The sequence below is a fragment of the Streptomyces sp. NPDC053560 genome, assembly GCF_044544605.1.
In the GTDB taxonomy this organism is placed as follows: domain Bacteria; phylum Actinomycetota; class Actinomycetes; order Streptomycetales; family Streptomycetaceae; genus Streptomyces.
On sequence record NZ_JBITXI010000002.1, the window covers coordinates 767,888 to 789,446 of the forward strand.

Annotated in this window: 19 protein-coding genes and 2 rRNA genes; 8 read left to right on the forward strand and 13 right to left on the reverse strand. The window is 72.3% G+C overall.

What is annotated here, in order from left to right; genetic code table 11:
• Positions 1 to 139 precede the first annotated feature (139 nt).
• The 5 genes from ACIGQF_RS06680 to ACIGQF_RS06700 all read right to left on the reverse strand — a co-directional run bounded on the left by ACIGQF_RS06680 (position 140) and on the right by ACIGQF_RS06700 (position 5,352).
• Positions 140 to 934, reverse strand: coding sequence for a hypothetical protein (locus tag ACIGQF_RS06680; protein WP_399706295.1), 795 nt, complete (start codon positions 932 to 934; stop codon positions 140 to 142).
• The gene (gene recN / locus ACIGQF_RS06685; protein ID WP_399706298.1) at positions 931 to 2,682 is read right to left on the reverse strand and encodes a DNA repair protein RecN; all 1,752 of its coding nucleotides are present in this window, start codon (positions 2,680 to 2,682) and stop codon (positions 931 to 933) included. Before recN ends, ACIGQF_RS06680 begins: the two co-directional genes overlap by 4 nt.
• A gap of 393 nt (positions 2,683 to 3,075) precedes the next feature.
• On the reverse strand, positions 3,076 to 3,993 hold the full coding sequence (locus tag ACIGQF_RS06690; RefSeq protein WP_361563191.1) for an NAD kinase: 918 nt from the start codon (positions 3,991 to 3,993) through the stop codon (positions 3,076 to 3,078).
• 53 nt (positions 3,994 to 4,046) lie between these two features.
• Complete coding sequence (locus ACIGQF_RS06695; RefSeq protein ID WP_399706301.1) at positions 4,047 to 4,862, reverse strand: TlyA family RNA methyltransferase; 816 nt, start codon at positions 4,860 to 4,862, stop codon at positions 4,047 to 4,049.
• Between the two features lie 7 nt (positions 4,863 to 4,869).
• The gene (locus ACIGQF_RS06700; RefSeq protein WP_399706303.1) at positions 4,870 to 5,352 is read right to left on the reverse strand and encodes a hypothetical protein; all 483 of its coding nucleotides are present in this window, start codon (positions 5,350 to 5,352) and stop codon (positions 4,870 to 4,872) included.
• A gap of 73 nt (positions 5,353 to 5,425) precedes the next feature.
• On the opposite strand from ACIGQF_RS06700, the gene ACIGQF_RS06705 reads away from it, so the two are divergent.
• The gene (locus tag ACIGQF_RS06705) at positions 5,426 to 5,776 is read left to right on the forward strand and encodes a sterol-binding protein (RefSeq protein WP_361563183.1); all 351 of its coding nucleotides are present in this window, start codon (positions 5,426 to 5,428) and stop codon (positions 5,774 to 5,776) included.
• A gap of 31 nt (positions 5,777 to 5,807) precedes the next feature.
• Here ACIGQF_RS06705 and ACIGQF_RS06710 read toward each other — a convergent pair whose 3' ends face one another.
• Genes ACIGQF_RS06710 through ACIGQF_RS06720 form a run of 3 tightly spaced genes read right to left on the reverse strand, consistent with a single transcriptional unit; the run spans position 5,808 to position 8,775 of the window.
• On the reverse strand, positions 5,808 to 6,671 hold the full coding sequence (locus tag ACIGQF_RS06710; protein WP_399706306.1) for an ABC transporter ATP-binding protein: 864 nt from the start codon (positions 6,669 to 6,671) through the stop codon (positions 5,808 to 5,810).
• The gene (locus tag ACIGQF_RS06715; RefSeq protein WP_399706309.1) at positions 6,668 to 7,735 is read right to left on the reverse strand and encodes a FecCD family ABC transporter permease; all 1,068 of its coding nucleotides are present in this window, start codon (positions 7,733 to 7,735) and stop codon (positions 6,668 to 6,670) included. The genes ACIGQF_RS06710 and ACIGQF_RS06715 overlap by 4 nt, the downstream gene beginning before the upstream one ends.
• Positions 7,732 to 8,775, reverse strand: coding sequence for a FecCD family ABC transporter permease (locus ACIGQF_RS06720; protein WP_399706312.1), 1,044 nt, complete (start codon positions 8,773 to 8,775; stop codon positions 7,732 to 7,734). The genes ACIGQF_RS06715 and ACIGQF_RS06720 overlap by 4 nt, the downstream gene beginning before the upstream one ends.
• Before the next feature lie 65 nt (positions 8,776 to 8,840).
• On the opposite strand from ACIGQF_RS06720, the gene ACIGQF_RS06725 reads away from it, so the two are divergent.
• Both ACIGQF_RS06725 and ACIGQF_RS06730 read left to right on the forward strand, forming a co-directional pair.
• A complete protein-coding gene (locus tag ACIGQF_RS06725) occupies positions 8,841 to 9,869 on the forward strand; it encodes an ABC transporter substrate-binding protein (RefSeq protein ID WP_399706315.1) in 1,029 nt (342 codons plus the stop codon).
• Between the two features lie 64 nt (positions 9,870 to 9,933).
• The gene (locus ACIGQF_RS06730) at positions 9,934 to 10,815 is read left to right on the forward strand and encodes a siderophore-interacting protein (RefSeq protein ID WP_399706316.1); all 882 of its coding nucleotides are present in this window, start codon (positions 9,934 to 9,936) and stop codon (positions 10,813 to 10,815) included.
• A 50-nt stretch (positions 10,816 to 10,865) separates the two neighbouring features.
• On the opposite strand, the gene ACIGQF_RS06735 is transcribed toward ACIGQF_RS06730, so the two are convergent.
• Entirely contained in the window at positions 10,866 to 11,891 is a 1,026-nt protein-coding gene (locus ACIGQF_RS06735; protein WP_399706318.1) for an HAD-IIA family hydrolase, read from the reverse strand.
• Between the two features lie 109 nt (positions 11,892 to 12,000).
• Between ACIGQF_RS06735 and ACIGQF_RS06740 the strand changes: the two genes are divergently transcribed.
• The 5 genes from ACIGQF_RS06740 (at position 12,001) to ACIGQF_RS06760 (ending at position 18,746) form a co-directional block, all read left to right on the forward strand.
• Positions 12,001 to 13,260 carry a DUF1015 family protein gene (locus tag ACIGQF_RS06740; RefSeq protein ID WP_399706319.1) on the forward strand — a complete coding sequence of 420 codons (1,260 nt, stop codon included), beginning with the start codon at positions 12,001 to 12,003 and terminating at the stop codon, positions 13,258 to 13,260.
• Positions 13,261 to 13,426: 166 nt separating this feature from the next.
• Positions 13,427 to 14,980, forward strand: a complete 1,554-nt coding sequence (locus ACIGQF_RS06745; RefSeq protein ID WP_399706321.1) for a pyridoxal phosphate-dependent decarboxylase family protein — start codon at positions 13,427 to 13,429, stop codon at positions 14,978 to 14,980.
• 21 nt (positions 14,981 to 15,001) lie between these two features.
• Positions 15,002 to 16,324: a lysine N(6)-hydroxylase/L-ornithine N(5)-oxygenase family protein gene (locus ACIGQF_RS06750; RefSeq protein WP_399706323.1), complete on the forward strand. Its 1,323-nt coding sequence runs from the start codon at positions 15,002 to 15,004 to the stop codon at positions 16,322 to 16,324.
• Entirely contained in the window at positions 16,321 to 16,917 is a 597-nt protein-coding gene (locus ACIGQF_RS06755) for a GNAT family N-acetyltransferase (protein ID WP_399706325.1), read from the forward strand. The genes ACIGQF_RS06750 and ACIGQF_RS06755 overlap by 4 nt, the downstream gene beginning before the upstream one ends.
• Positions 16,914 to 18,746 carry an IucA/IucC family protein gene (locus ACIGQF_RS06760; protein ID WP_399706328.1) on the forward strand — a complete coding sequence of 611 codons (1,833 nt, stop codon included), beginning with the start codon at positions 16,914 to 16,916 and terminating at the stop codon, positions 18,744 to 18,746. The genes ACIGQF_RS06755 and ACIGQF_RS06760 overlap by 4 nt, the downstream gene beginning before the upstream one ends.
• A 141-nt stretch (positions 18,747 to 18,887) precedes the next feature.
• On the opposite strand, the gene ACIGQF_RS06765 is transcribed toward ACIGQF_RS06760, so the two are convergent.
• From ACIGQF_RS06765 to ACIGQF_RS06780, 4 genes are all read right to left on the reverse strand, one after another.
• Positions 18,888 to 19,832 (reverse strand): tetratricopeptide repeat protein, encoded by a 945-nt coding sequence (locus ACIGQF_RS06765; RefSeq protein ID WP_399706331.1) that lies wholly within the window; start codon positions 19,830 to 19,832, stop codon positions 18,888 to 18,890.
• Positions 19,814 to 21,070 carry a hypothetical protein gene (locus tag ACIGQF_RS06770; protein WP_399706333.1) on the reverse strand — a complete coding sequence of 419 codons (1,257 nt, stop codon included), beginning with the start codon at positions 21,068 to 21,070 and terminating at the stop codon, positions 19,814 to 19,816. Before ACIGQF_RS06770 ends, ACIGQF_RS06765 begins: the two co-directional genes overlap by 19 nt.
• A 178-nt stretch (positions 21,071 to 21,248) precedes the next feature.
• Positions 21,249 to 21,365, reverse strand: a 5S ribosomal RNA gene (rrf, locus tag ACIGQF_RS06775).
• Between the two features lie 120 nt (positions 21,366 to 21,485).
• Positions 21,486 to 21,559 (reverse strand): 23S ribosomal RNA (locus ACIGQF_RS06780); the annotation flags it as partial.

Sequence of the window (21,559 nt, forward strand, 5' to 3'; positions counted from 1 at the left end):
TGCGGCACTGATGACAAGCCGTTGTGGTGCGACGGCGCGTACGCGGTCCGCCGGGACCACCCACATGGGGGACAAACCCCACTGCGTGCGGTCGTTCCGGACGGGGTGGTGCGGTGGCCGGGCCGGCGGGACCGCCCGGCTATCCGACGAGGACGCCCGCCGCTGCGACGCGGCTGACGGCGTCGCCCGAGGCCGCGGCGGCGGTCAGCGCGGCGGCGTGGACGAGGAGGCCCGTCCGGCCGTTGGACGCCACGATCGCGAGGCCGAGCGCGGCGCCCAGGGCGTGCGCCCCCGTGTCACCGAGCATGGTGCGCTCGCCGAGATCGGCGGAGAGCAGCGCCGCCGCCGCGCCCACCGGGGCGGTGGCGAGCACGCCGCCGGTCCCGTGGCGCAGCAGGCCGGGGGCGCCGAGCGCGAGGACCACACCGGCGGCCCGGCCGGGACGCACGTCCACCAGGTTGACCAGATGGGCAGAGCCCGCGATCACCGCACCGGCGAGGAACCGGTCGCCCGGGCGGTCCTTGAGGAGCGCGCCCGCCGCGAGGCCGGCGGCGCCGATGCCGAACAGCTTGACCGCGCCGCTGGTGACCTCGCCCCGCCGCAGTGCGGACAGGTGCGCACGGAAGCCGCGCCGGGGGTCGCCCGCGCCGGCCACGTCGTCGTACGCGCCGCAGCCGCCGGCCGCCAGCACGGCCAGCGTGCCCGCCGTACGGGTCCGGCCGGACAGTCCTGGTGCGGCAGCGAAGGCGGCCGCCGCGCCCAGGGCGGCAGCGGGGCCGCCGAACAGGTCGACGGCGCGGCCCGCGTGATTCGTGCGCTGCCACCGCGTGCTGCCGCCCGGCGGCCGTCGCCGCAACCCTTCGTACGCGGCGCGGGCCGCCCCGGTCGCCGCCAGCAGTCCCGCGACGCGGGCCACCGCGCCGCCCCGGCTCACCGGCCGGACCTCGCCGTCTCCAGCAGTTCCTCGGCGTGCGCGCGGGCCGTCTCGGAGTCCTCCTGGCCGGCCAGCATGCGGGAGAGTTCGCGGATGCGGTCCTCGCCCTCCAGGACGGTGACGCCGCTTCGGGTGACCGAGCCGTCGTTGGTCTTCTCCACCAGCAGCTGGCGGTCGGCGAACGCGGCGACCTGCGGGAGGTGGGTGACGACCACGACCTGCGCGGACCGGGCGAGCCTGGCCAGCCGGCGGCCGACCTCGACCGCCGCCTTGCCGCCGACGCCCGCGTCCACCTCGTCGAAGAGGTAGGTCGGTACGGGGTCGGAGCCGGCGAAGACCACCTCGATGCCGAGCATCACCCGGGAGAGCTCACCGCCGGAGGCGCCCTTGACGATGGGACGGGGCTGGGCGCCGGGGTGCGGGGCGAGGAAGAGCTCCACCTCGTCGACGCCGGCCGGCCCGTAGGCGACGTTCCGGCCGCCGACCTCCACGCCGTCCGCGTCCTCGGCGACCTCGGTCTGCCGGATCTCCACGCTCACCCGGGCGTGCGGCATGGCCAGTTCGGCCAGCTCGGTGGTGACGGCCGCCGCGAACCGCTCGGCCGACGCGGTGCGCGCGTCGGTCAGCGCCTGCGCCAGCTCACCCAGTTCGGCGCGGAGCGCGTCGCGCTCGGCGGTCAGCTCGCCGATCCGGTCGTCGTCGCCCTCCAGCTCGGCGAGGCGCGCGGCGCTCTCCTCGGACCAGGCGAGCACGGCCGCGATGTCCTCGCCGTACTTGCGGGTGAGGCCGGTCAGCGCGGCCCGGCGCTCCTCGACGGCGGCCAGCCGCAGCGGGTCGGCGTCCAGCCCGTCGGCGTAGCTGGCCAGCTCGCCCGCCACGTCGGACAGCAGGATGCCGATCTCGCCGAGCCGGTCGGTGAGCCCGGCCAGCGCCTGGTCGTGGCTGCGGACCGCCTCCAGCGCGCGGTGCGCCCCGGCGACCAGGGTGGTGGCGTCGACGCCCTCGGGGTCCGCCGGATCGCCCGCGAGCGCCCCGTGCGCCGCGCTCGCGGCGGCGGCCAGGGCCTCGGCGTGGCCGAGCCGCTCGGCCTCGGCGGCCAGTTCGGTGTCCTCGCCCGCCTGCGGTTCGACGGCGGCGATCTCCTCCAGGCCGAAGCGGAGCAGGTCCGCCTCCTGGGCCCGCTCGCGGGCCTGGGTGGTCAGCCCGTCCAGCTCGGCGGCCACGTCGCGGAGCCTGCGGTAGGCGGCGGTGTACTTCTCCAGGGGGACGGAGACGGCATCCCCGGCGTAACGGTCCAGCGCCTGGCGCTGCCGGGCCGGCCGCAGCAGGCCCTGCTGGTCGGTCTGGCCGTGCACGGCGACGAGGTCGTCCGCCAGCTCACCGAGCAGCCCGACCGGTACGGAGCGCCCCCCGACGTGAGCCCGTGACCGGCCCTCGGCGGAGACGGTACGGCTGATGAGCAGCGCTCCGTCGTCCAGCTCCGCGCCGGCCTCCTCGGCACGGACCGCCGCCGGCGCGTCCGGAGCGACCGTGATCCGGCCCTCCACGACGGCCGATTTGGCGCCGACACGTACCAGGGCGGGGTCGGCGCGCCCGCCGAACAGCAGGCCGAGACTGGTCACGACCATGGTCTTGCCCGCGCCCGTCTCGCCCGTCACCGCCGTGAAGCCCGGGGACAGCTCGATGACGGCATCGTCGATGACGCCCAGGGACCGGATCCGCATCTCCTCCAACACGGGTACGACCATACGAGGTCCGGGGGCCGCCCCGCGACGGCCTCCCCCGCGTCATCGCTGCGCACAGGGCCGGAACCGGCGCAGAACGGTCGGGAAAACCCCACCCCGGACACGGGCGCGCACGCCGTGGCCCGGGCCGGACGGCAACGCCGGGCTGACGGGAGCAGGCATACGGGGCACATGAGTACGGTCGCTTCCCCGTAGGCGTGCACCGGGTGCACGCCTACGGGGAAGCGACCGTACGGAGCGGAATTCGGGACGGGACGGGGAGAACCATGGCGACTGTCGGGGACGGCGTGTCGCCCGCGGACCGGCGGGCGGCCGAGGAGAACGGCACCCTGAACCGGAACCGGTCGCTCCGCCGCCTCGGCAGGGGCCGGGGAGGGCGGAGCGGCCGGAAAGTGGTCAGTGCGGCGCGCCGCGCCAGCCCGCCACCGGGAGGGCGAACTTCGCGACCAGCCGGTCGGTGAAGGAGGCGTGGTGGAGGCGGGCCAGGCGGACCGGGACCGCGCCGCGGCGGACCTCGACGCGGGCGCCCGCGGGGAGTTCGACCGAGCGGCTGCCGTCGCACCACAGGACGCCGTGCGGGGTCTTGGGCTGGACCTCCACCGCGAGGACCGACTCCGGGGAGGTGACCAGCGGCTTGGCGAAGAGCGCGTGCGCGCTGATCGGGACCATCAGCAGGGCCTCGACCTCCGGCCAGACCACCGGGCCGCCCGCCGAGAACGCGTACGCGGTCGAGCCGGTCGGCGTCGCGCAGACCACGCCGTCGCAGCCGAAGCGGGACACCGGGCGCCCGTCGACCTCGGTGACGACCTCCAGCATCCGCTCGCGCGCGGCCTTCTCCACCGACGCCTCGTTCAGCGCCCAGTCGGTGTGCACCACGGTGCCGTTGTTGCGGACCAGCACATCGAGGGTCATCCGCTCCTCGACCTCGTAGGAGCGGGTCACCACCCGGTCCACGACCTTGTCCAGGTCGTCCCGCTCCGCCTCGGCGAGGAAGCCGACCCGGCCGAGGTTGACGCCGAGCATCGGGACGCCGGACGTCCGGGCGAAGTCGGCGCCGCGCAGCAGCGTCCCGTCCCCGCCCAGCACCACCAGCAGTTCGCAGCCCTCGGCCGCGCACTGCTCGGTGGCCACCTGCTCGACGGAGTCCGGCAGCGGCAGGTCGGCGGCCTCGGCCGCCAGCACCCGCACGCCGATGCCGCAGCGCAGCAGCCCCTGGACGACCAGTTCGGCGCTGCGTACGGCCGCGGCCCGGCCGGTGTGGGCGAGCAGGAAAACGGTACGGGTCCCGCCGGCGAGCGGTACGGGAGCGGGCACGGAGACCGTTCCGGTCCGCGGGTCCTGCGGTGCTTCGGATGTTCCAGATGTGGTCAACTCGGCCCCTCCGCCACTGCACGGTCGACATCCGCCGGGTCCAGGGCAGGCGCACCGGCGCGCAGCCACAGAAAGTACTCGACATTGCCGGAAGGTCCAGGCAGGGGGCTCGCGGTGACGCCGAGCACACCGAGTCCGAGCTCCGCCGCGCGCTCCCCCACCGCGCGTACCGCCTCGGCCCGCAGCGCCGCGCTGCGCACCACGCCGCCGCTGCCCAGCCGCTCCTTGCCGACCTCGAACTGCGGCTTGACCATCAGGACGAGGTCGGCGTCCGGCGCCGCGCAGCGGACGAGCGCCGGCAGGACGAGGCCCAACGGGATGAAGGAAAGGTCGCCCACGATGATGTCGGCGGGGACGTCGTCGAGCTGCTCCAGGGTCAGTTCACGGACATTGGTGCGGTCCTTGACGGTGACCCGCTCGTCGCTCTGCAGCGACCAGGCGAGCTGCCCGTACCCGACGTCCACGGCGACGACGTGGCCCGCGCCCGCGCGCAGCAGGACGTCGGTGAAGCCGCCGGTGGAGGCGCCCGCGTCCAGCGCCCGGCGGCCCTCGACCTTCAGCCCTCGGGGCGTGAAGGCGGCCAGCGCGCCGGCGAGTTTGTGGCCGCCGCGCGAGACGTAGTCCGGGTCGCTCTCGTCCGCGCGGACGACCAGCGCGGCGCTGGTCTCCACCTGGGTGGCGGCCTTGCTCGCCGGCTGCCCGCCGACCGTCACCCGGCCCGCGGCGATCAGCTGGCTCGCGTGCTCGCGGGAGCGGGCCATCTTGCGGCGCACCAGCTCCGCGTCGAGTCGGCGTCGTGCCACACCTGCCACCTGGGGTTCAGCTCCTGAGGTCGTTCCGTGCCGCGGGGCGGGGCCCCGGCTGCTGGTCCAAGGAGGCCAGCGTGTCGCGGAGCCCCCGGTGAACATCCTCGTACACCGGGAGGTGGCCGCCGACGGCGAGGTGGTCGACGTCTCCCAGCCGGGTCAGCCGGTCGTCCACCTCGTCGTGCCCGGTCGGCGTGACCGGTACACCCAGCGGCTGCGGCCCCGCGGCCTCCTCCGGCGGCGGATCGGCCGCGCCGGGCTCGTCGGAGTGGCCGGGCTCGTCGGAGTGGCCGTGCTCCTCGGCGTGACCGGACTCACCGGAGGGATCCGGCCCGGCGGAGAGGTCCGGCCCGGCGGAAAGGTCCGGGTCTGCGGAAAGATCCGGGTCTGCGGAGAGGCCGGGGCCGGCCGGCTCGTCAGGATCCGGCCCGTCGGGAACCGGCGCGGCTTCGGGGTGCGGTTCCGGCCGGTCGGCGCCGGAAGTCGGCTCGTGCATGCCCCCGACGCTACCGCGAACCGGCCGGCCACCGGCGGACGAGCCCGCCCGAAGCGGCGTATCGTCCCTGTCGATGGCTTCCCTCGAACAGTGCCGCGCCGCCCTGGACCGGCTGGCACACAACATGTCGACGACGGCGGACGGCTCGGTGCGCAATGCCGCCGCGCTGGACCGCTCGCTGAGCTGCCGCATCACCGACCTCGACGTCACCTTCGTGGGCCGGCTCGCGGACGGCACACTCCGGGACGTCACCGCCGTACCGGGCCCGCCGCGTGAGAAGGCGCAGATCAGACTCACCATGACCGGCGACGACCTGGTCGCCCTGGTCGACGGCGAGCTGCACTTCGCGCGGGCCTGGGGCAGCGGCCGGGTGAAGCTGGAGGCCGGCGTCCGCGACCTGCTGCGCCTCCGGACGCTGCTCTAGCGGTCCGGGCGCGCACCGGCGCGCCGCAGCCTCAGCGTACGGCCGCCTTGCGGGGCGTACGCGCCGCCGGGACGATCAGCGGGGTGCCGGTCTCCGGGTCGTCGATGATCTGGCACTTGAGCCGGAAGACCCGCTCGATCAGGTCGGCGGTGACCACCTCGGCCGGCGCACCTTCCGCGACCACCTCGCCGTCGCGCATGGCGATGATGTGGCTGGCGTAGCGCGCCGCGTGGTTGAGGTCGTGCAGGACGGCGACGAGCGTACGGCCCTGCTCCTCGTGCAGCTGGGCGCAGAGGTCCAGCACCTCGATCTGGTGCTGGATGTCGAGGTAGGTGGTGGGCTCGTCCAGGAGCAGCAGCGGGGTCTGCTGGGCGAGTGCCATGGCGATCCAGACGCGCTGGCGCTGGCCGCCGGAGAGCTCGTCGACGTACCGCTCCCCCAGCTCGCCGACGCCGGTGGCGTCCATGGACTCCTGGACGATCCGCTCGTCCTCCTCGGACCACTGGCGCAGCAGTCCCTGGTGCGGGTAGCGGCCGCGGGAGACCAGGTCGGCGACGGTGATGCCGTCGGGGGCCATCGAGGACTGCGGCAGCAGGCCGAGGGTGCGGGCGACCTTCTTGGCGGGCTGCGAGGAGATCGCCGAGCCGTCCAGCAGGACCGATCCGGCCTGCGGCTTGAGCATCCGGGAGAGGGCGCGCAGCAGGGTGGACTTGCCGCAGGCGTTGGGGCCGACGATGACCGTGAAGGAATTGTCCGGGATGTCGACCGAGAGGTTCTCGGCGATGACCCGCTGGTCGTAGGCGAGGGTGACGTTCTGCGCCGCGAGACGGCTCACTTCGGCTCTCCTGGGGGTGGTACGGCCGTTCGGATGCGGGGTGGTGGTCGGGCGGGTCATACGCGGCCCGCCTTGCGCTCGTTGGCCAGCAGCCACAGCAGGTAGCCGCCGCCGAGTACGCCGGTGACGACGCCGACCGGGACCTGGTCGGCGCCGAAGACCCGCTGCGAGGCCAGGTCGGCGAGGACCAGCAGCAGGGAGCCCATGAGCGCGGCGGGCAGCAGGTTGGGCCCCGTGGTGCGGGTGAGCCGGCGGGCGAGCTGGGGCGCGGTGAGCGCGACGAAGGCGATGGGTCCGGCGGCGGCGGTGGCGGACGCGGTCAGGACGACGGCGGCCAGCAGCGCGAGGATGCGGACCCGGCCGGTGCTGACGCCGAGCGCGGCGGCCGAGTCGTCGCCCATCTCCAGCATGGCCAGCGGCCGGGCGCAGAGCAGGATCACCGGGATCAGGATCACGCAGACCGCGGCCAGCGGCCAGACCTGGTCCCAGTCGCGGCCGCTGAGGGAGCCGGTCATCCAGGTGGTGGCGCGGGTCGCCTCGACGATGTTCGCCTTGGTCATCAGGTACAGGACGACGGCGTAGAGCATGGCGGCGGCGCCGATGCCGACGAGGACGAAGCGGTAGCCGTGCACGCCGCGCTTCCAGGCGAGCAGGAAGATCGCGAGGCCGGTGACGACGCCGCCGGCCACCGCGCCCATCGCGATGGCGACGGTGGAGCCCTGGATGTACACGATGACGAGCAGCGCGCCGACGGAGGAGCCCTGCGCGAAGCCGAGCACGTCGGGGCTGCCGAGCGGGTTGCGGGTGACGGTCTGGAAGACCGCGCCGGAGAGTCCGAAGCTCGCGCCGACCAGCAGCGCGACCAGGACCCTGGGCAGCCGCAGGTCGTTGACGATCAGCTCCTGCCCCGGGTTGCCGCCGCCCCCGAGGGTGGTGAGGACGTCGCCGAAGGACATCGGGAAGTCGCCGGTGCCGATGAGGAGCACGCCGGCGGCGAGCGCCACGACGAGCAGCAGCACGCCGGTGAGTACCGCCCTGAGGTGCAGCCGCACCGACAGCCCGCCGGCGGTGCGCAGCGCCTTCACGGCCGGGCGCACGGAGGTCTTGGTGGTGGGAGTGCTCACAGCTGTGCCATCTTCCGTCGCCGTACGAGATGGATGAAGACCGGGCCGCCGATGACGGCCGTGACGATGCCGACCTGGATCTCGCCGGGGCGGGCCGCGATCCGGCCGAGGATGTCGGCGCCGAGCAGCAGCACCGGCGAGAGGACCGCGGAGTACGGCAGGATCCAGCGCATGTCGGGGCCGGTGATGGCGCGTACGGCGTGCGGGACCATCAGGCCGACGTAGACGATCGGGCCGCAGGCCGCGGTGGCCGCGCCGCACAGCAGGGTCACGGCGGCCATGGCGGCGACGCGGGTGCGGGTGAGCTTGGCACCGAGGGCGCGGGCCTGGTCGTCGCCGAGCGCGACGGCGTTCAGCGGCCGGGCGACGAGGAGGGCGAGCACCACGCCGGCCGCGATGAAGGGGGCGATCTTCTCGACGGTGGGCATGGTGGCGGCGGCCAGCGAGCCGACCGTCCAGAAGCGCATCTTGTCCAGCGACGCGGTGTTCATGAGGTTGACCGCGTTGAGGTAGCCGGTGAGGACGGCGGTGAGCGCGGTACCGGCGAGCGCGAGCCGTACGGGCGTGGCGCTGCGGGTGCCGCCGAGGATGTAGACCGCGGCGGAGACGACGGCGGCGCCCACGAAGGCGAACCACACATAGGCCGTGAGGGAGGTGACGCCGAAGAAGGTGATGCCGGAGACGACGGCGGCGGAGGCGCCGGCGTTGATGCCGAGGACGCCGGGGTCGGCGAGCGGGTTGCGGGTGAGGGCCTGCATGACCGCGCCGGCCAGGCCGAGCGCGGCGCCGGCGAGCAGCCCGAGCACGGTACGCGGCAGCCGCACGTCGCGAATGATCACGTCGGTGTCGGTGCCGGAATACTGCGTGAGGCCGTGCCAGACGTCCGCCAGGGGTATCTGTTTGGACCCCACGGCGATGCCGAGGACGGCGATGGCTCCGAGGACGCAGAGCGCGACGAGGAGTCCCGCGGAGCGGGTGGCCTGCCGTCGTCGGGGCACCACGGGGGCGGCGGTTGCTTCAGGGGGGCTGTCGACCAACACGCGGTTTAGGTTAGCCTAACCTCGCTGCCCCCTCATCAGGCGTCCCCAGAGAGAAGTGCGTCCCTATGAGCATCACCCCCAGACCTTCCCTGTCCCGACGCGGCCTGCTGGCCGCCGGCGGGGCCGTCGGCGTCGGCGCGCTGCTCGCCGCGTGTGGCAACGAGAAGGCCTCGGGACCGGCCGGTGGCGGAAGCGAGGGCGGGCCCTGGAGCTTCACCGACGACCGGAAGAAGAAGGTCTCGCTGAAGACTGTGCCACAGCGCATCGTCGCTTTCACGGGTACCGCCGCGGCACTGGTCGATTTCGGTATCGATGACCAGATCGTCGGCGTCTTCGGCCCGACCAAGCTGAAGAACGGCAAGGCCGACCCGCAGGCCGGCGACCTGGACATCTCCAAGGTCACCATCATCGGCAACGCCTACGGCCAGTTCAACGTCGAGAAGTACGCCGGGCTCGGCCCGGACCTGCTCGTGACGAACATGTACGAGCCGGGCGCCCTGTGGTTCGTGCCGGAGGAGAGCAAGGACAAGGTCCTCAAGCTCGCCAAGAGCGTCGCGATCACCGCCTCCCGCACCCCGCTCGACAAAATCATCGAGCGGTACGCCGAGCTGGCGGAGTCCCTCGGTGCCGACCTGAAGGCCAAGAAGGTCACCGACGCCAAGACCCGCTTCGAGAAGGCCTCGGCACGGCTGCGCGCCGCCGCCAAGTCCAAGCCGGTCAAGGTGCTGGCCTGCTCCGGCAGCCCCGACCTCTTCTACGCGTCCAACCCGGGCATCAACGCCGACCTCATGTACTTCAAGTCCCTCGGCGTGGACCTGATCGTGCCCGACAAGCTCGACAAGGGCGGCTACTTCGAGTCGCTGAGCTGGGAGAACGCCGACAAGTACAAGGCGGACGTGCTCCTCCTGGACAACCGCACCGCCACCCTCCAGCCCAAGGACCTGGCCGCCAAGCCGGCCTGGGCGAAGCTGCCGGCCGTCAAGGCGGACCAGATCACCCCCTGGTCCAGCGAGCCCCGCTTCTCGTACGCGGGCGCGGCCCCCCTCGTCGAGAGCCTCGCCAAGGCCGTCGAGGACGCCAAGAAGGTCAGCTGACGCACCGGGCCCGGCGCCGCTCCGCCGGGCCCGCGCAACTCCACTCAGAGGAGGTTTCCCCCGCATGACGACGACCGCAGCCCCCACCACCGCTCCGTTCCGCTTCTTCGACCTCACTGTCGTGCGCACCCGCCGGCTCGGTCCCTCGATGGTCCGGATCACCTTCGGCGGCGCGCGCCTCACGGAACTGCTGACCGGCGGCCGCGACCAGCGGGTGAAACTCTTCTTCCCCCAGCCCCACCAGAGCGTCCCGGTCTTCGACGACCAGGGCGACGGCTGGTACGCCGCCTGGCGCGTGCAGGACCCGGCCGAGCGCAGCATCATGCGCACCTACACGATCCGGGCGCAGCGCCGGCTGCCCGACCCGGAGCTGGACGTCGACTTCGCGCTGCACGGCGCGGAGCAGGGCACCTCAGGACCGGCCGGCCGGTGGGCAGCGGCGGCCCGTCCCGGCGACCGGGTCAGCGTCCTGGGCCCGGTGGTCGAGGACAACGGCGGCGTCGACTTCCGCCCGCCGCAGGGCACCGACTGGATCCTGCTCAGCGGCGACGAGACGGCGCTGCCCGCCATCGCGAACATCCTGGACTGGCTGACGCCGGGCACCAAGGCCAAGGTCTGGATCGAGGTGGCGCACGCGGCGGACCGCCAGGAGCTGCCCTCGTTCGCCGACGCCGACATCACCTGGCTGGTGCGCGAGGACTCCGCCACCGACCGTACGGACCGCCTGGTCGACGCGATCCGCGAGGCCGAGCTGCCCGAGGGCACGCCGTACGCCTGGATCGCGGGCGAGTCCGGCACGGTCAAGGCGCTCCGCCGGCACCTGGTCAAGGAGCGCGGCTTTGACCGCAGGGCCGTGAAGTTCACCGGTTACTGGCGGCGCGGAGCCAGCGAGGAGCAGCTGCTCGCCGAGTTCAACGCCGCCGCCGCTGCCGCCGCGAAGGACTGACGGCCGAGAGCCCGCCTGCTTCCCGGCAGGCGGGCTTTTTCGCATGTCCGCTACAGGCCGGCGCGGGCCAGCGCCTTTCCGGCGTCGGCGGTGCACCGGCCGTCCCCGGCCGCCGTCCAGGCGGCCGCGCACAGCGCCCGCAGCCCGTCCAGAGGGGAGCCTTCGCCATCGAGTACGAGAACGTCCTCGGTCACCGAGGCGACCCAGTCACCGCACCGGAAGCCGCCGTCCGCCGGCGTCACCGCCGGCTGCGGACCGAGGATGCCGCGCAGATCGGCGTCCACGTACGTGGGACGGTGCTGCGGCGGCGCGGCGAGCAGCTCGGCGGCGGTGGTCACGCCGGTGAGCACCAGCAGCGAGTCCACCTCGCCGTTGAACGCGCCCTCGATGTCGGTGTCCAGCCGGTCGCCGACCACCAGCGGCCGCTTCGCCCCCGTGCGCAGCACCGTCTCGCGGTGCATCGGGGGCTGCGGCTTGCCCGCGACCTGCGGGGTGCCGCCCGTGGCGATCCGGACGACCTCCACCAGCGCGCCGTTGCCGGGGGCGATGCCGCGCTCCTTCGGGATCGTCAGATCGGTGTTGGACGCGAACCACGGCACGCCGCGGCCGACCGCGTACGCCGCCTCCGCCAGCTGCTCCCAGTTCTGCTTCGGGTCGTACCCCTGCACCACGGCGGCGGGCTCGTCGTCGGCCGACTCCACGGGTTCCAGGCCCCGTTCGCGCAGCGCGACCTTCAGCCCCTCACCGCCGATCGCCAGCACCTTCGCGCCCGCCGGCACCTGTCCGGCGATCAGCCGGGCGACCGCCTGCGCGGAGGTGACGACATCGCCGGCATCCGTCGGCAGGCCGTACCCGGACAGCTGCGCCGCGACCGTGTCGGGGGTGCGCGCGGCGTTGTTGGTCACATACGCCAGGTGCATCCCGCCGTCCCGCACGGTGGTCAGCGACTCCACGGCGTGCGGGATGGCCGACCCGCCCGCGTACACGACGCCGTCCAGGTCCAGCAGCGCCGTGTCGTACGCCTCGTTCAGCGCCTGTGCGCTGCCCTCGGGCCGGGTGCGAACCCGCTCGTCCATGCCGTCCAGCTCCTTCACGATCCATACCGCGCGCAAAAGGCATTTTCCCGCCGCATTGCGCTTCTCCCCCGATCATCCCGCACCGCCCCGACCGGCATAGCATTTGGCAATGACCAGCACCGACGGCCTGAGCCTGCACACCTTTCGCGGACTGCGCTACGCACCCCACCGGGTGAGCAGTCTCACCGCGGTCACCTCGCCCCCGTACGACGTGGTGGTCCGGCCCGACGGGGTCCGGCATCTGGAGACCGCCGATCCGTACAACATCGTCCGGTTGATCCTGCCGCACGCCATCGACCCGGCGACCCGGCACCGCAAGGCCGCCGACACGCTCGCCCGCTGGCGTGCGGAGGGGGTCCTGACGCCCGACCCGCGGCCGGCGCTGTACGTGTACGAGCAGCGCAAGGAGGACGTGCTCCAGCGGGGCATCATCGGGGCGCTGGCGCTGGACGGCCCGGTGCTGCCGCACGAGGGTGTGATCCCCGAGGTCGTCGAGGACCGGGCCGCGCTGATGCGTGCGGCGGCCGCAAACTTCGAGCCGCTTTTGCTGTCGTACCGCGGCGAGGGCACGGCGAGCGGTGCCACCGCGGTGATCGAGCGTGCCACGCAGCGGCCGCCGCTGCTGGCCACCACGACCGAGGACGGCTTCGCGCACCGGCTGTGGGCGGTGACCGACCCGGCCGAGCTGGCTGCGGTGCACACGGACCTGTCGGCCCGGCAGGCGCTGATCGCCGACGGGCATCACCGCTGGGCCACCTACCAGCGACTCGCCGAGGAGCACGGCAGCGTACCCGGCTCGCCGTGGTCCAGCGGCCTGGTGCTGCTGGTCGACACCGCCCGCTATCCCTTGCGGGTACGGGCGATTCACCGGGTGCTGCCGCACCTGCCCCTGGAGCGGGCGGTCGCGGAGCTGAACGGATCGTTCCGCGTGCGCGAGGTGCCCGGGGCGCTTCCGGAGGCGCTGGAGGCGCTGGCGGAAGCGGAAGGCAGCGCGTTCCTGCTCGCCTCCGGCCCGGACGCCTTCCGGCTGCTGGACCGGCCCGATCCGGAGTTGCTGGAGCGGGCGGTGCGCAAGGACCGGCCGGAGGCGTGGCGGCGGCTGGATGCCACCGTTCTGCACTCCGTTCTGCTGGACGAGGTGTGGCGGATTCCGGACCACCCGGAGGGCATCCGCTACATCCACGACACCGAGGCGGCGCTCGGCCAGGCGGCCAAGCACGGCGGTACGGCGGTCCTGATGCGGGCCGTGGACGAGGAGACGGTCCGTCAACTGGCCGCGCAGGGCGTGACGATGCCGCGGAAGTCGACCTCCTTCGGCCCGAAGCCGGCAACCGGGCTCGTGCTGCGCATGCTCGACGACGACGCCTGAGACGCCCCTCCCGACCACCTCGCCACAGCTCACGCGCACCTCCCTGGGGCACCCCCTGACCATGACACATTCTGGTTAGGTTAGGCTTACCTCACCAAGTCGACGGGACGGGGGTCTTCCCCACCCGTCCAGCGCGGGCCACGCCCGTACCAGGGAGGACACGTTCATGACTTTCCTCGCGCAGCACGCCGGGGACCCGTCGCAGGCCCTTGCCTCCGTCCCCACCGAGGCCAAGGACCACCTGCTAAACGACGCCACGGTTCAGTACTACCGCGACGCAGTGCGGGACGGAGTCGACCGCGTGGCCGCCAAACTCGCGGCCACGGACCGTCCCTTCACCGGCATGACCGCGGACCGGCTCGGCCCCTCCGTACGGGGGATCGACCTGGAGACCCCGCTCGGCGACGCGACGGCGGCCCTGGACGAGCTGGAGGACATCTACCTCCGCGACGCCGTCTACTTCCACCACCCGCGCTACCTCGCCCACCTCAACTGCCCGGTGGTCATCCCCGCCGTGGTCGGCGAGGCCGTGCTCTCCGCCGTCAACTCCTCCCTGGACACCTGGGACCAGAGCGCCGGCGGCACCCTCATCGAGCAGCGCCTCATCGAGTGGACCGCGGGCCGCATCGGCTTCGGCGACAGCTCCGACGGCGTCTTCACCAGCGGCGGCACCCAGTCCAACCTGCAGGCCATGCTGCTCGCCCGGGACGAGGCCCGCCTCATCGCCCGCGAGCAGCACCCGCACCTGGACGACACCGGGATCCGCACCCGGCTGCGCATCCTCACCTCCGAGGTCAGCCACTTCAGCATCGAGAAGGCCGCCACCCTCCTGGGCCTCACCCCCGAGGCGGTCATCGCGATCCCGGTCGACGCCGGCAAGCGGATGCGCACCGACGCCCTGGAGAAGGAGCTGACGCGCTGCGCCGAGGAGGGCCTCATCCCGATGGCCGTCGTCGCCACCGCCGGCACCACCGACTTCGGCTCCATCGACCCCCTCCCCGAGGTCGCCGCGCTCTGCGCCCGCGAGGGCGTCTGGATGCACGTCGACGCCGCGTACGGCTGCGGACTGCTGATATCCCGGCGCCGCTCCTACCTCGACGGCATCGAGAACGCCGACTCGGTCACCGTGGACTACCACAAGTCCTTCTTCCAGCCGGTCAGCTCCAGCGCCGTCATCGTCCGCGACCGCGCCACCCTGCGGCACGTCACGTACCACGCCGACTACCTCAACCCGGAGCGGATGGCGCGGAAGCGCATCCCCAACCAGGTCGACAAGTCGCTCCAGACCACCCGCCGCTTCGACGCGCTCAAGCTCTGGATGACGCTCCGCATCATGGGCGCCGACCAGCTCGGCGCGCTCTTCGACGACGTCGTCGACCGCGCCGACGACGGCTGGAAGCTCCTCGACACCGACGACCGCTACGAGGTCGTCACCCGGCCGCAGCTGTCCACCCTGGTCTTCCGCTACCTCCCCGAGGGCGACGCCACCGACCCCGAGACCGCCGACCGCGTCAACCTCTACGCCCGCGAGGCCCTCGCCGCCTCCGGCGAGGCGGTCATCGCCTCCACCGTCGTGGACGGCCGCCACTACCTGAAGTTCACCCTGCTCAACCCCGAGACGACCCTCGGCGACATCGCCACGGTCCTCGATCTGATCGCCGAGCACGCCGGCTCCCGCCTCGCCCGCGAGGCCACGCCGGAACTCACCAGCGCTCACTGACCGTCCCCACCGGAGACCCCCGTGCCTTCCAACGCCCCGCACGCCCCGACCGAACACGACTTCATCGCCATCGGCCTCGGGCCCTTCAACCTCGGTCTGGCCTGCCTGACCGAGCCCCTCGCCGAACTGAACGGCCTCTTCCTGGAGTCCAAGCCCGACTTCGAGTGGCACTCGGGGATGTTCCTCGAAGGCGCCCACCTCCAGACGCCGTTCATGGCCGACCTGGTCACCCTCGCCGACCCGACCTCCGAGTTCTCCTTCCTGAACTACCTGAAGGAGTCCGGCCGGCTGTACTCCTTCTACATACGCGAGAACTTCTATCCGCTGCGCGAGGAGTACAACGACTACTGCCGCTGGGCCGCCGCCAAGCTGACCAGTGTCCGCTTCAGCTACACGGTCACCTCCGTCGAGTACGACGAGAACGCCGAGGTCTACCTCGTCCACGGCGCCGACGTGCTCACCGGCGAGCAGCGCACCGACCGCGCCCGCCGCCTCGTGCTGGGCACCGGCACCCCGCCGTACCTCCCCGAGTCCTGCCAGGACCTCGGCGGCGACCTCACCCACAACTCGCGCTACCTGCAGAACAAGGAAGCGCTCCAGGCCAAGGACTCCATCACTCTGGTCGGCAGCGGCCAGAGCGCCGCGGAGATCTACTACGACCTGCTCTCCGAGATCGACGTCCACGGCTACAAGCTGAACTGGGTCACCCGCTCCCCGCGCTTCTTCCCGCTGGAGTACACCAAGCTCACGCTGGAGATGACCTCCCCCGAGTACGTGGACTACTTCCACTCGCTCCCCGAGGCCACCCGCTACCGCCTGGAGTCGCAGCAGAAGGGCCTCTTCAAGGGCATCGACTCGGAGCTGATCGACGCGATCTTCGACCTGCTCTACCAGAAGAACCTCAAGGGCCCGGTCACCACCCGGCTCTTCACCAACACCGCGCTGAACGACGCCTCCTACGACGAGGCCGCCGGCACCTACACCCTCGGCCTGCGCCACGAGGAGCAGGAGAAGGACTTCTCCCTGGAGACCCAGGGCCTGGTCCTCGCCACCGGCTACCGCTACGCCATCCCCGACTTCCTCACCGGGATCAAGGACCGCATCCGCCTGGACGGCCGGGGCCGCTTCGACGTCGCCCGCAACTACAGCATCGACCACGGCGGACAGGGCGTCTTCCTGCAGAACGCCGGCGTGCACACGCACAGCATCACCTCGCCCGACCTGGGCATGGGTCCCTACCGCAACGCGTACATCATTGCGGAGATGCTCGGCCGCCAGCCCTACGCGGTCGAGAAGACCATCGCGTTCCAGGAATTCGGAGCACCGGAAGGCATCGTCCGATGAGCAACACGAACACCGGCACCACCGCCGGCGCCCTCTTCACCCGTACCGACCCCGCGCTCGGCGACTTCGCCGTACGCCCGCTCGACCTCACGCAGGACATCGAGCTGCTGCACGGCTGGGTCACCCACCCCAAAGCCTCCTTCTGGATGATGCAGGACGCCTCCCTCGCCGACGTGGAGCGGGAGTACAGGTCCATCGCGGCGAACGAGCACCACGAGGCGTACATCGGCCTGCACAACGGCCGTCCCGCCTTCCTCATGGAGCGCTACAACCCCGCCCACGTCGAGCTGGTCGGCCTCTACGAGCCGCAGGCCGGCGACGTCGGCATGCACTTCCTCACCGCGCCGAGCGACACCCCCGTCCACGGCTTCACCCGAGCCGTCATCACCACCGTCATGGCGATGCTCTTCGACGACCCGGCGACCGCCCGCGTCGTCGTCGAGCCCGACGTGCACAACAAGGCCGTCCACGCCCTCAACGAAGCCGTCGGCTTCGAGATCGTCCGGAAGATCGCCAAGCCGGAGAAGGACGCCTACCTCAGCACCTGCACCCGCGAGCAGTACCTTGCGGCGATAGGAGTGACCACCCGATGAACGCCGCCACCGACCCCCGCGACGCCGTCTCCCACCTCACCCCCGAGCTGTGGGACCGGGCGGGCCGCCTCCTCGTCCGCAAGGCCCTCGCGGAGTTCACCCACGAACGGCTGCTCGCCCCCCGCCCCCTGCTGGACGGCCGCTACTCCGTCCGCAGCGACGACGGCACCGTGGAGTACCGCTTCGACGCCCAGGTCCTCTCCCTCGACCACTGGCAGATCGACCCCGACTCGATCACCCGCCACCGCGAGGACACCGACCTGCCTCTCGACGCCGTCGAGTTCTTCATCGAGCTGCGCGACGCCCTCGGCCTGAGCGACGAGATCCTCCCGGTCTACCTGGAGGAGATCAGCTCCACCCTCGCCGGCACCGCGTACAAGCTCACCAAGGAGCATGTCCCCGCCGACGAGCTCGCCAAGTCCGGCTTCCAGGACATCGAGACCGGCATGACCGAGGGCCACCCCTGCTTCGTGGCCAACAACGGCCGCCTCGGCTTCGGCGTCCACGAGTACCGCGCGTACGCCCCGGAGACCGCGGCCCCCGTCCGGCTCCTCTGGCTCGCCGCCCGCCGCGACCGCGCCACCTTCACCTCCGGCGCCGGCCTGGACTACGACTCCCTCATGCGCGCCGAGCTGGGCGAGAAGACGCTGGCCCGCTTCGCGGAGACCATGTCGGCCCAGGGCCTGGACCTCGCCGACTACCACCTGCTCCCCGTCCACCCCTGGCAGTGGTGGAACAAGCTCGCCGTCACCTTCGCCGCCGAGGTCGCCCAGCAGCGCCTGGTGTGCCTCGGCGAGGGCGAGGACGAGTACCTCGCGCAGCAGTCCATCCGGACCTTCTTCAACAACAGCAACCCCGAGCGGCACTACGTCAAGACGGCGCTCTCCGTCCTCAACATGGGCTTCATGCGCGGCCTCTCCGCCGCGTACATGGAGGCCACGCCCGCCATCAACGACTGGCTGGCCGGCCTCATCGAGAGCGACCCGGTCCTCAGCGGCACCGGCCTGTCGATCATCCGCGAGCGCGCCGCCATCGGCTACCACCACCGCCAGTACGAGGAGGCCACCACCAAGGGCTCCCCGTACCGCAAGATGCTCGCCGCGCTGTGGCGCGAGAGCCCGGTGCCGTCCCTGGCCCCCGGCCAGCGCCTCGCCACCATGGCCTCGCTGCTGCACACCGACCGCGACGGCGCCTCCTTCGTGGGCGCGCTGATCCGCGAGTCCGGCCTGAGCGCCGTCGAGTGGCTGCGCAAGTACCTCAACGCGTACTTCACACCCCTCCTGCACAGCTTCTACGCCTACGACCTGGTGTTCATGCCGCACGGCGAGAACGTCATCCTGGTCATCGAGAACGGCGTCGTGCAGCGCGCGATCTACAAGGACATCGCCGAGGAGATAGCGGTGATGGACCCGGACGCGGTCCTCCCGCCGGCCGTCGAGCGCATCCGCGCCGAGGTGCCCGAGGACAAGAAGCTGCTGTCGATCTTCACCGATGTCTTCGACTGCTTCTTCCGCTTCCTCAACGGCATCCTCGTCACCGAGGGCGTCCTCGACGAGGAGACCTTCTGGCGCACGGTCGCCGAGTGCGTGACCGAGTACCAGGAGGCGACGCCCCAGCTCGCGGACAAGTTCGCCCAGTACGACATGTTCGCCGGGGAGTTCGCGCTCTCCTGCCTGAACCGTCTCCAGCTGCGCAACAACAAGGAGATGGTCAACCTCCAGGACCCGGCGGGCGCCCTCCAGCTCATCGGCAACCTGAAGAACCCGATCGCCCGCTTCGCCCCCGGCACCGTCCCGGGCGACGCGGTGGAGACGACCGCGGTGGCGTGACACCGCGGTACGGCCGGGCGCCTGCTGACAGCGTCCGGCCGAACTGCCGCCCGCCCCGACGGTCCGGGGCGGGCGGCACGGAACACGAAGAGGGCGGGAACCCGATGGGTTCCCGCCCTCTTCCTTTACCTGCTACAGCCCTTACTTACCGGCTTCCGGCGAGCCGGCCTCACCGGCGGACCCACCCGCGGACTCACCCGCGTCGGAGAACGTCGGCACGACGGGGGCGGCGGGCTCGGTCTCGGCCTCGTCGGCGTCGGTCCCGACCTCGGCCGCGTCCCGGTCGTTGACCTGGTCGTCGGCATCGGCGTCGGTCTCGACCTCGGTCTCGACCTGGTCGCCCGCCTTGTCCTCGACCTTGTCCTCGACCTCGGCCTCGGTCAGGTCCTGGACGTCGTCCCGGCCCTGCTCCTGCTCCTGCTCCTGCTCCTGCTCCTGCTCCTCGTCGTCCTCGGACAGCGCGTCCGTGAACTCGACGCCGTCCAGCTCGGCCAGCCGGTCCGAGGCGTCCGTCGTACCACCCTGGTCGGCCTCCAGCGCCTTGGCGAACCACTCGCGTGCCTCGTCCTCGCGGCCGACTGCCAGCAGCGCGTCGGCGTACGCGTAGCGCAGCCGCGCGGTCCACGGGTGCACCGCGTGGGACGCGAGCTCCGGGCTCTGCAGCGTCACGACGGCGGCGTCCGCCTGGCCCATGTCGCGCCGGGCACCCGCCGCGACCAGCCGCATCTCGACCTGCCCGGACTTGTCCAGCCGCTGCACCTCGGGCTCGCCGGCCATGGCCAGGGCCTTCTCCGGACGCCCGATGCCACGCTCGCAGTCGGCCATGACCGGCCACAGCTCGGCGCTGCCGGTCATCCGACGCGCGGCACGGAACTCCGCCAGCGCCTCGCTGTACTTGCCGAAGGCGTACGCGGCGAAGCCGGCGGCCTCACGGACGGCGGCGACGCGGGACGCGAGCCGCAGGGCCACGCGCGAGTAGCCGTACGCCTTCTCGGGGTCCTCGTCCAGCAGCTTCGCCACCATCACGAGGTTCCGCGCGACGTCCTCGGCGAGGGTCTTCGGCAGGCTCAGCAGCTCCTGCCGCACGTCCTTGTCGATCTCGTCACCGGTGACGTCGTCCGGAATCGGCAGCCGCTTGATCGGCTCCCGGTCCCGGCGGTCGTCCCGACGGTCGCCGCCACGGTCGTCACGCCGGAAGCCGCCACGGTCGCCGCCCCGGTCATCACGCCGGAAGCCGCCACGGTCGTCCCGGCCCCGGCCGCCGCCCTGCCCGTACGGCCGACGACCACCCCGGTCGTCACGGCGCTCGCCACCGCGGTCATCGCGCCGGAAGCCACCGCGGTCGCCGTCCCGGCGGTCGTCCCGGCGGAAGCCACCGCGGTCGTTGCCGCGGTCGTCGTCGCGACGGGGGCCGCGGGGGCGGTCGTCCCGACGGAAGTCGCCCCGGTCGTCACGACGGAAGCCGCCGCGGTCGCCGCCGCGGTCATCACGGCGGAACCCGCCGCGGTCGTTGCCGCGGTCGTCGTCGCGACGGGGGCCGCGGGGGCGGTCGTCCCGACGGAAGTCGCCCCGGTCGTCACGACGGAAGTCGCGACGCTCGCCACCGCGGTCGTCACGGCGGTCGCTGCCGCGGTCATCGCGACGGAAGCCGCCGCGGTCATCACGGCGGAACCCGCCGCGGTCGTTGCCACGGTCGTCATCCCGACGGGGACCGCGGGGACGGTCATCACGGCGGAAGTCACCACGGTCACCATCGCGGCGATCGTCACGGCGGAAGCCACCGCGGTCGTTGCCACGGTCGTCGTCCCGACGCGGGCCGCGGGGACGGTCGTCACGCCGGAACCCGCCACGGTCGTCCTCACGACGCGGACCGCGAGGACGGTCATCGCGACGGAAGTCACCACGGTCCCCGTCACGGCGGTCGTCGCGCCGGAACCCACCGCGGTCGCCACCGCGATCATCCCGGCGGAAGCCACCCCGGTCGCCACCACGGTCATCACGCCGGAAGCCGCCACGGTTGCCGTCCCGGCGGTCATCGCGCCGGTCGTCCCGGCGGAAGCCACCGCGGTCGCTGCCGCGGTCATCGCGGCGGAACCCGCCACGGTCATTGCCGCGGTCGTCATCTCGACGCGGGCCACGGGGTCGGTCGTCACGGCGGAAACCGCCGCCCGCACCGCCGCGGTCATCGCGACGGAAACCGCCACGGTCGCCGCCGCGCTCACCGCCACGATCGTCGCGACGCGGGCCGCGCGGACGGTCCCCACCACGGTCGTCACGTCGGTCATCGCGGCGGAAGCCGCCACCGTCGCGCCGCTCGCCACCATCGCGCCAGCGCGGCCGGCGCTCCGATCGGTCGTCGGGAGAGTTGGTGGACATCGACGTGACTCCTGTCTTCGGTACTGCTCATCATTCTCACGCACCGATCAGTACGGCGCGCTTCGGCAAAAAACAAAAAGACCCCTGGTCCCAGCATGTCGCTGGGACCAGGGGTCCTGAAAGATTGTTCGGCGGCGTCCTACTCTCCCACAGGGTCCCCCCTGCAGTACCATCGGCGCTGAAAGGCTTAGCTTCCGGGTTCGAAATGTAACCGGGCGTTTCCCTAACGCTATGACCACCGAAACCCTATCGGGTTCGAGCGAACAAGCACACTCTTCAGTTAAGTAATGAAGCATGAAACTTGGTTCAACCGACGCTGCGACTGTTCGCAACCCGGGAACCACACAGTGGACGCGAGCAACTGAGGACAAGCCCTCGGCCTATTAGTACCAGTCAACTCCACCCGTTACCGGGCTTCCATATCTGGCCTATCAACC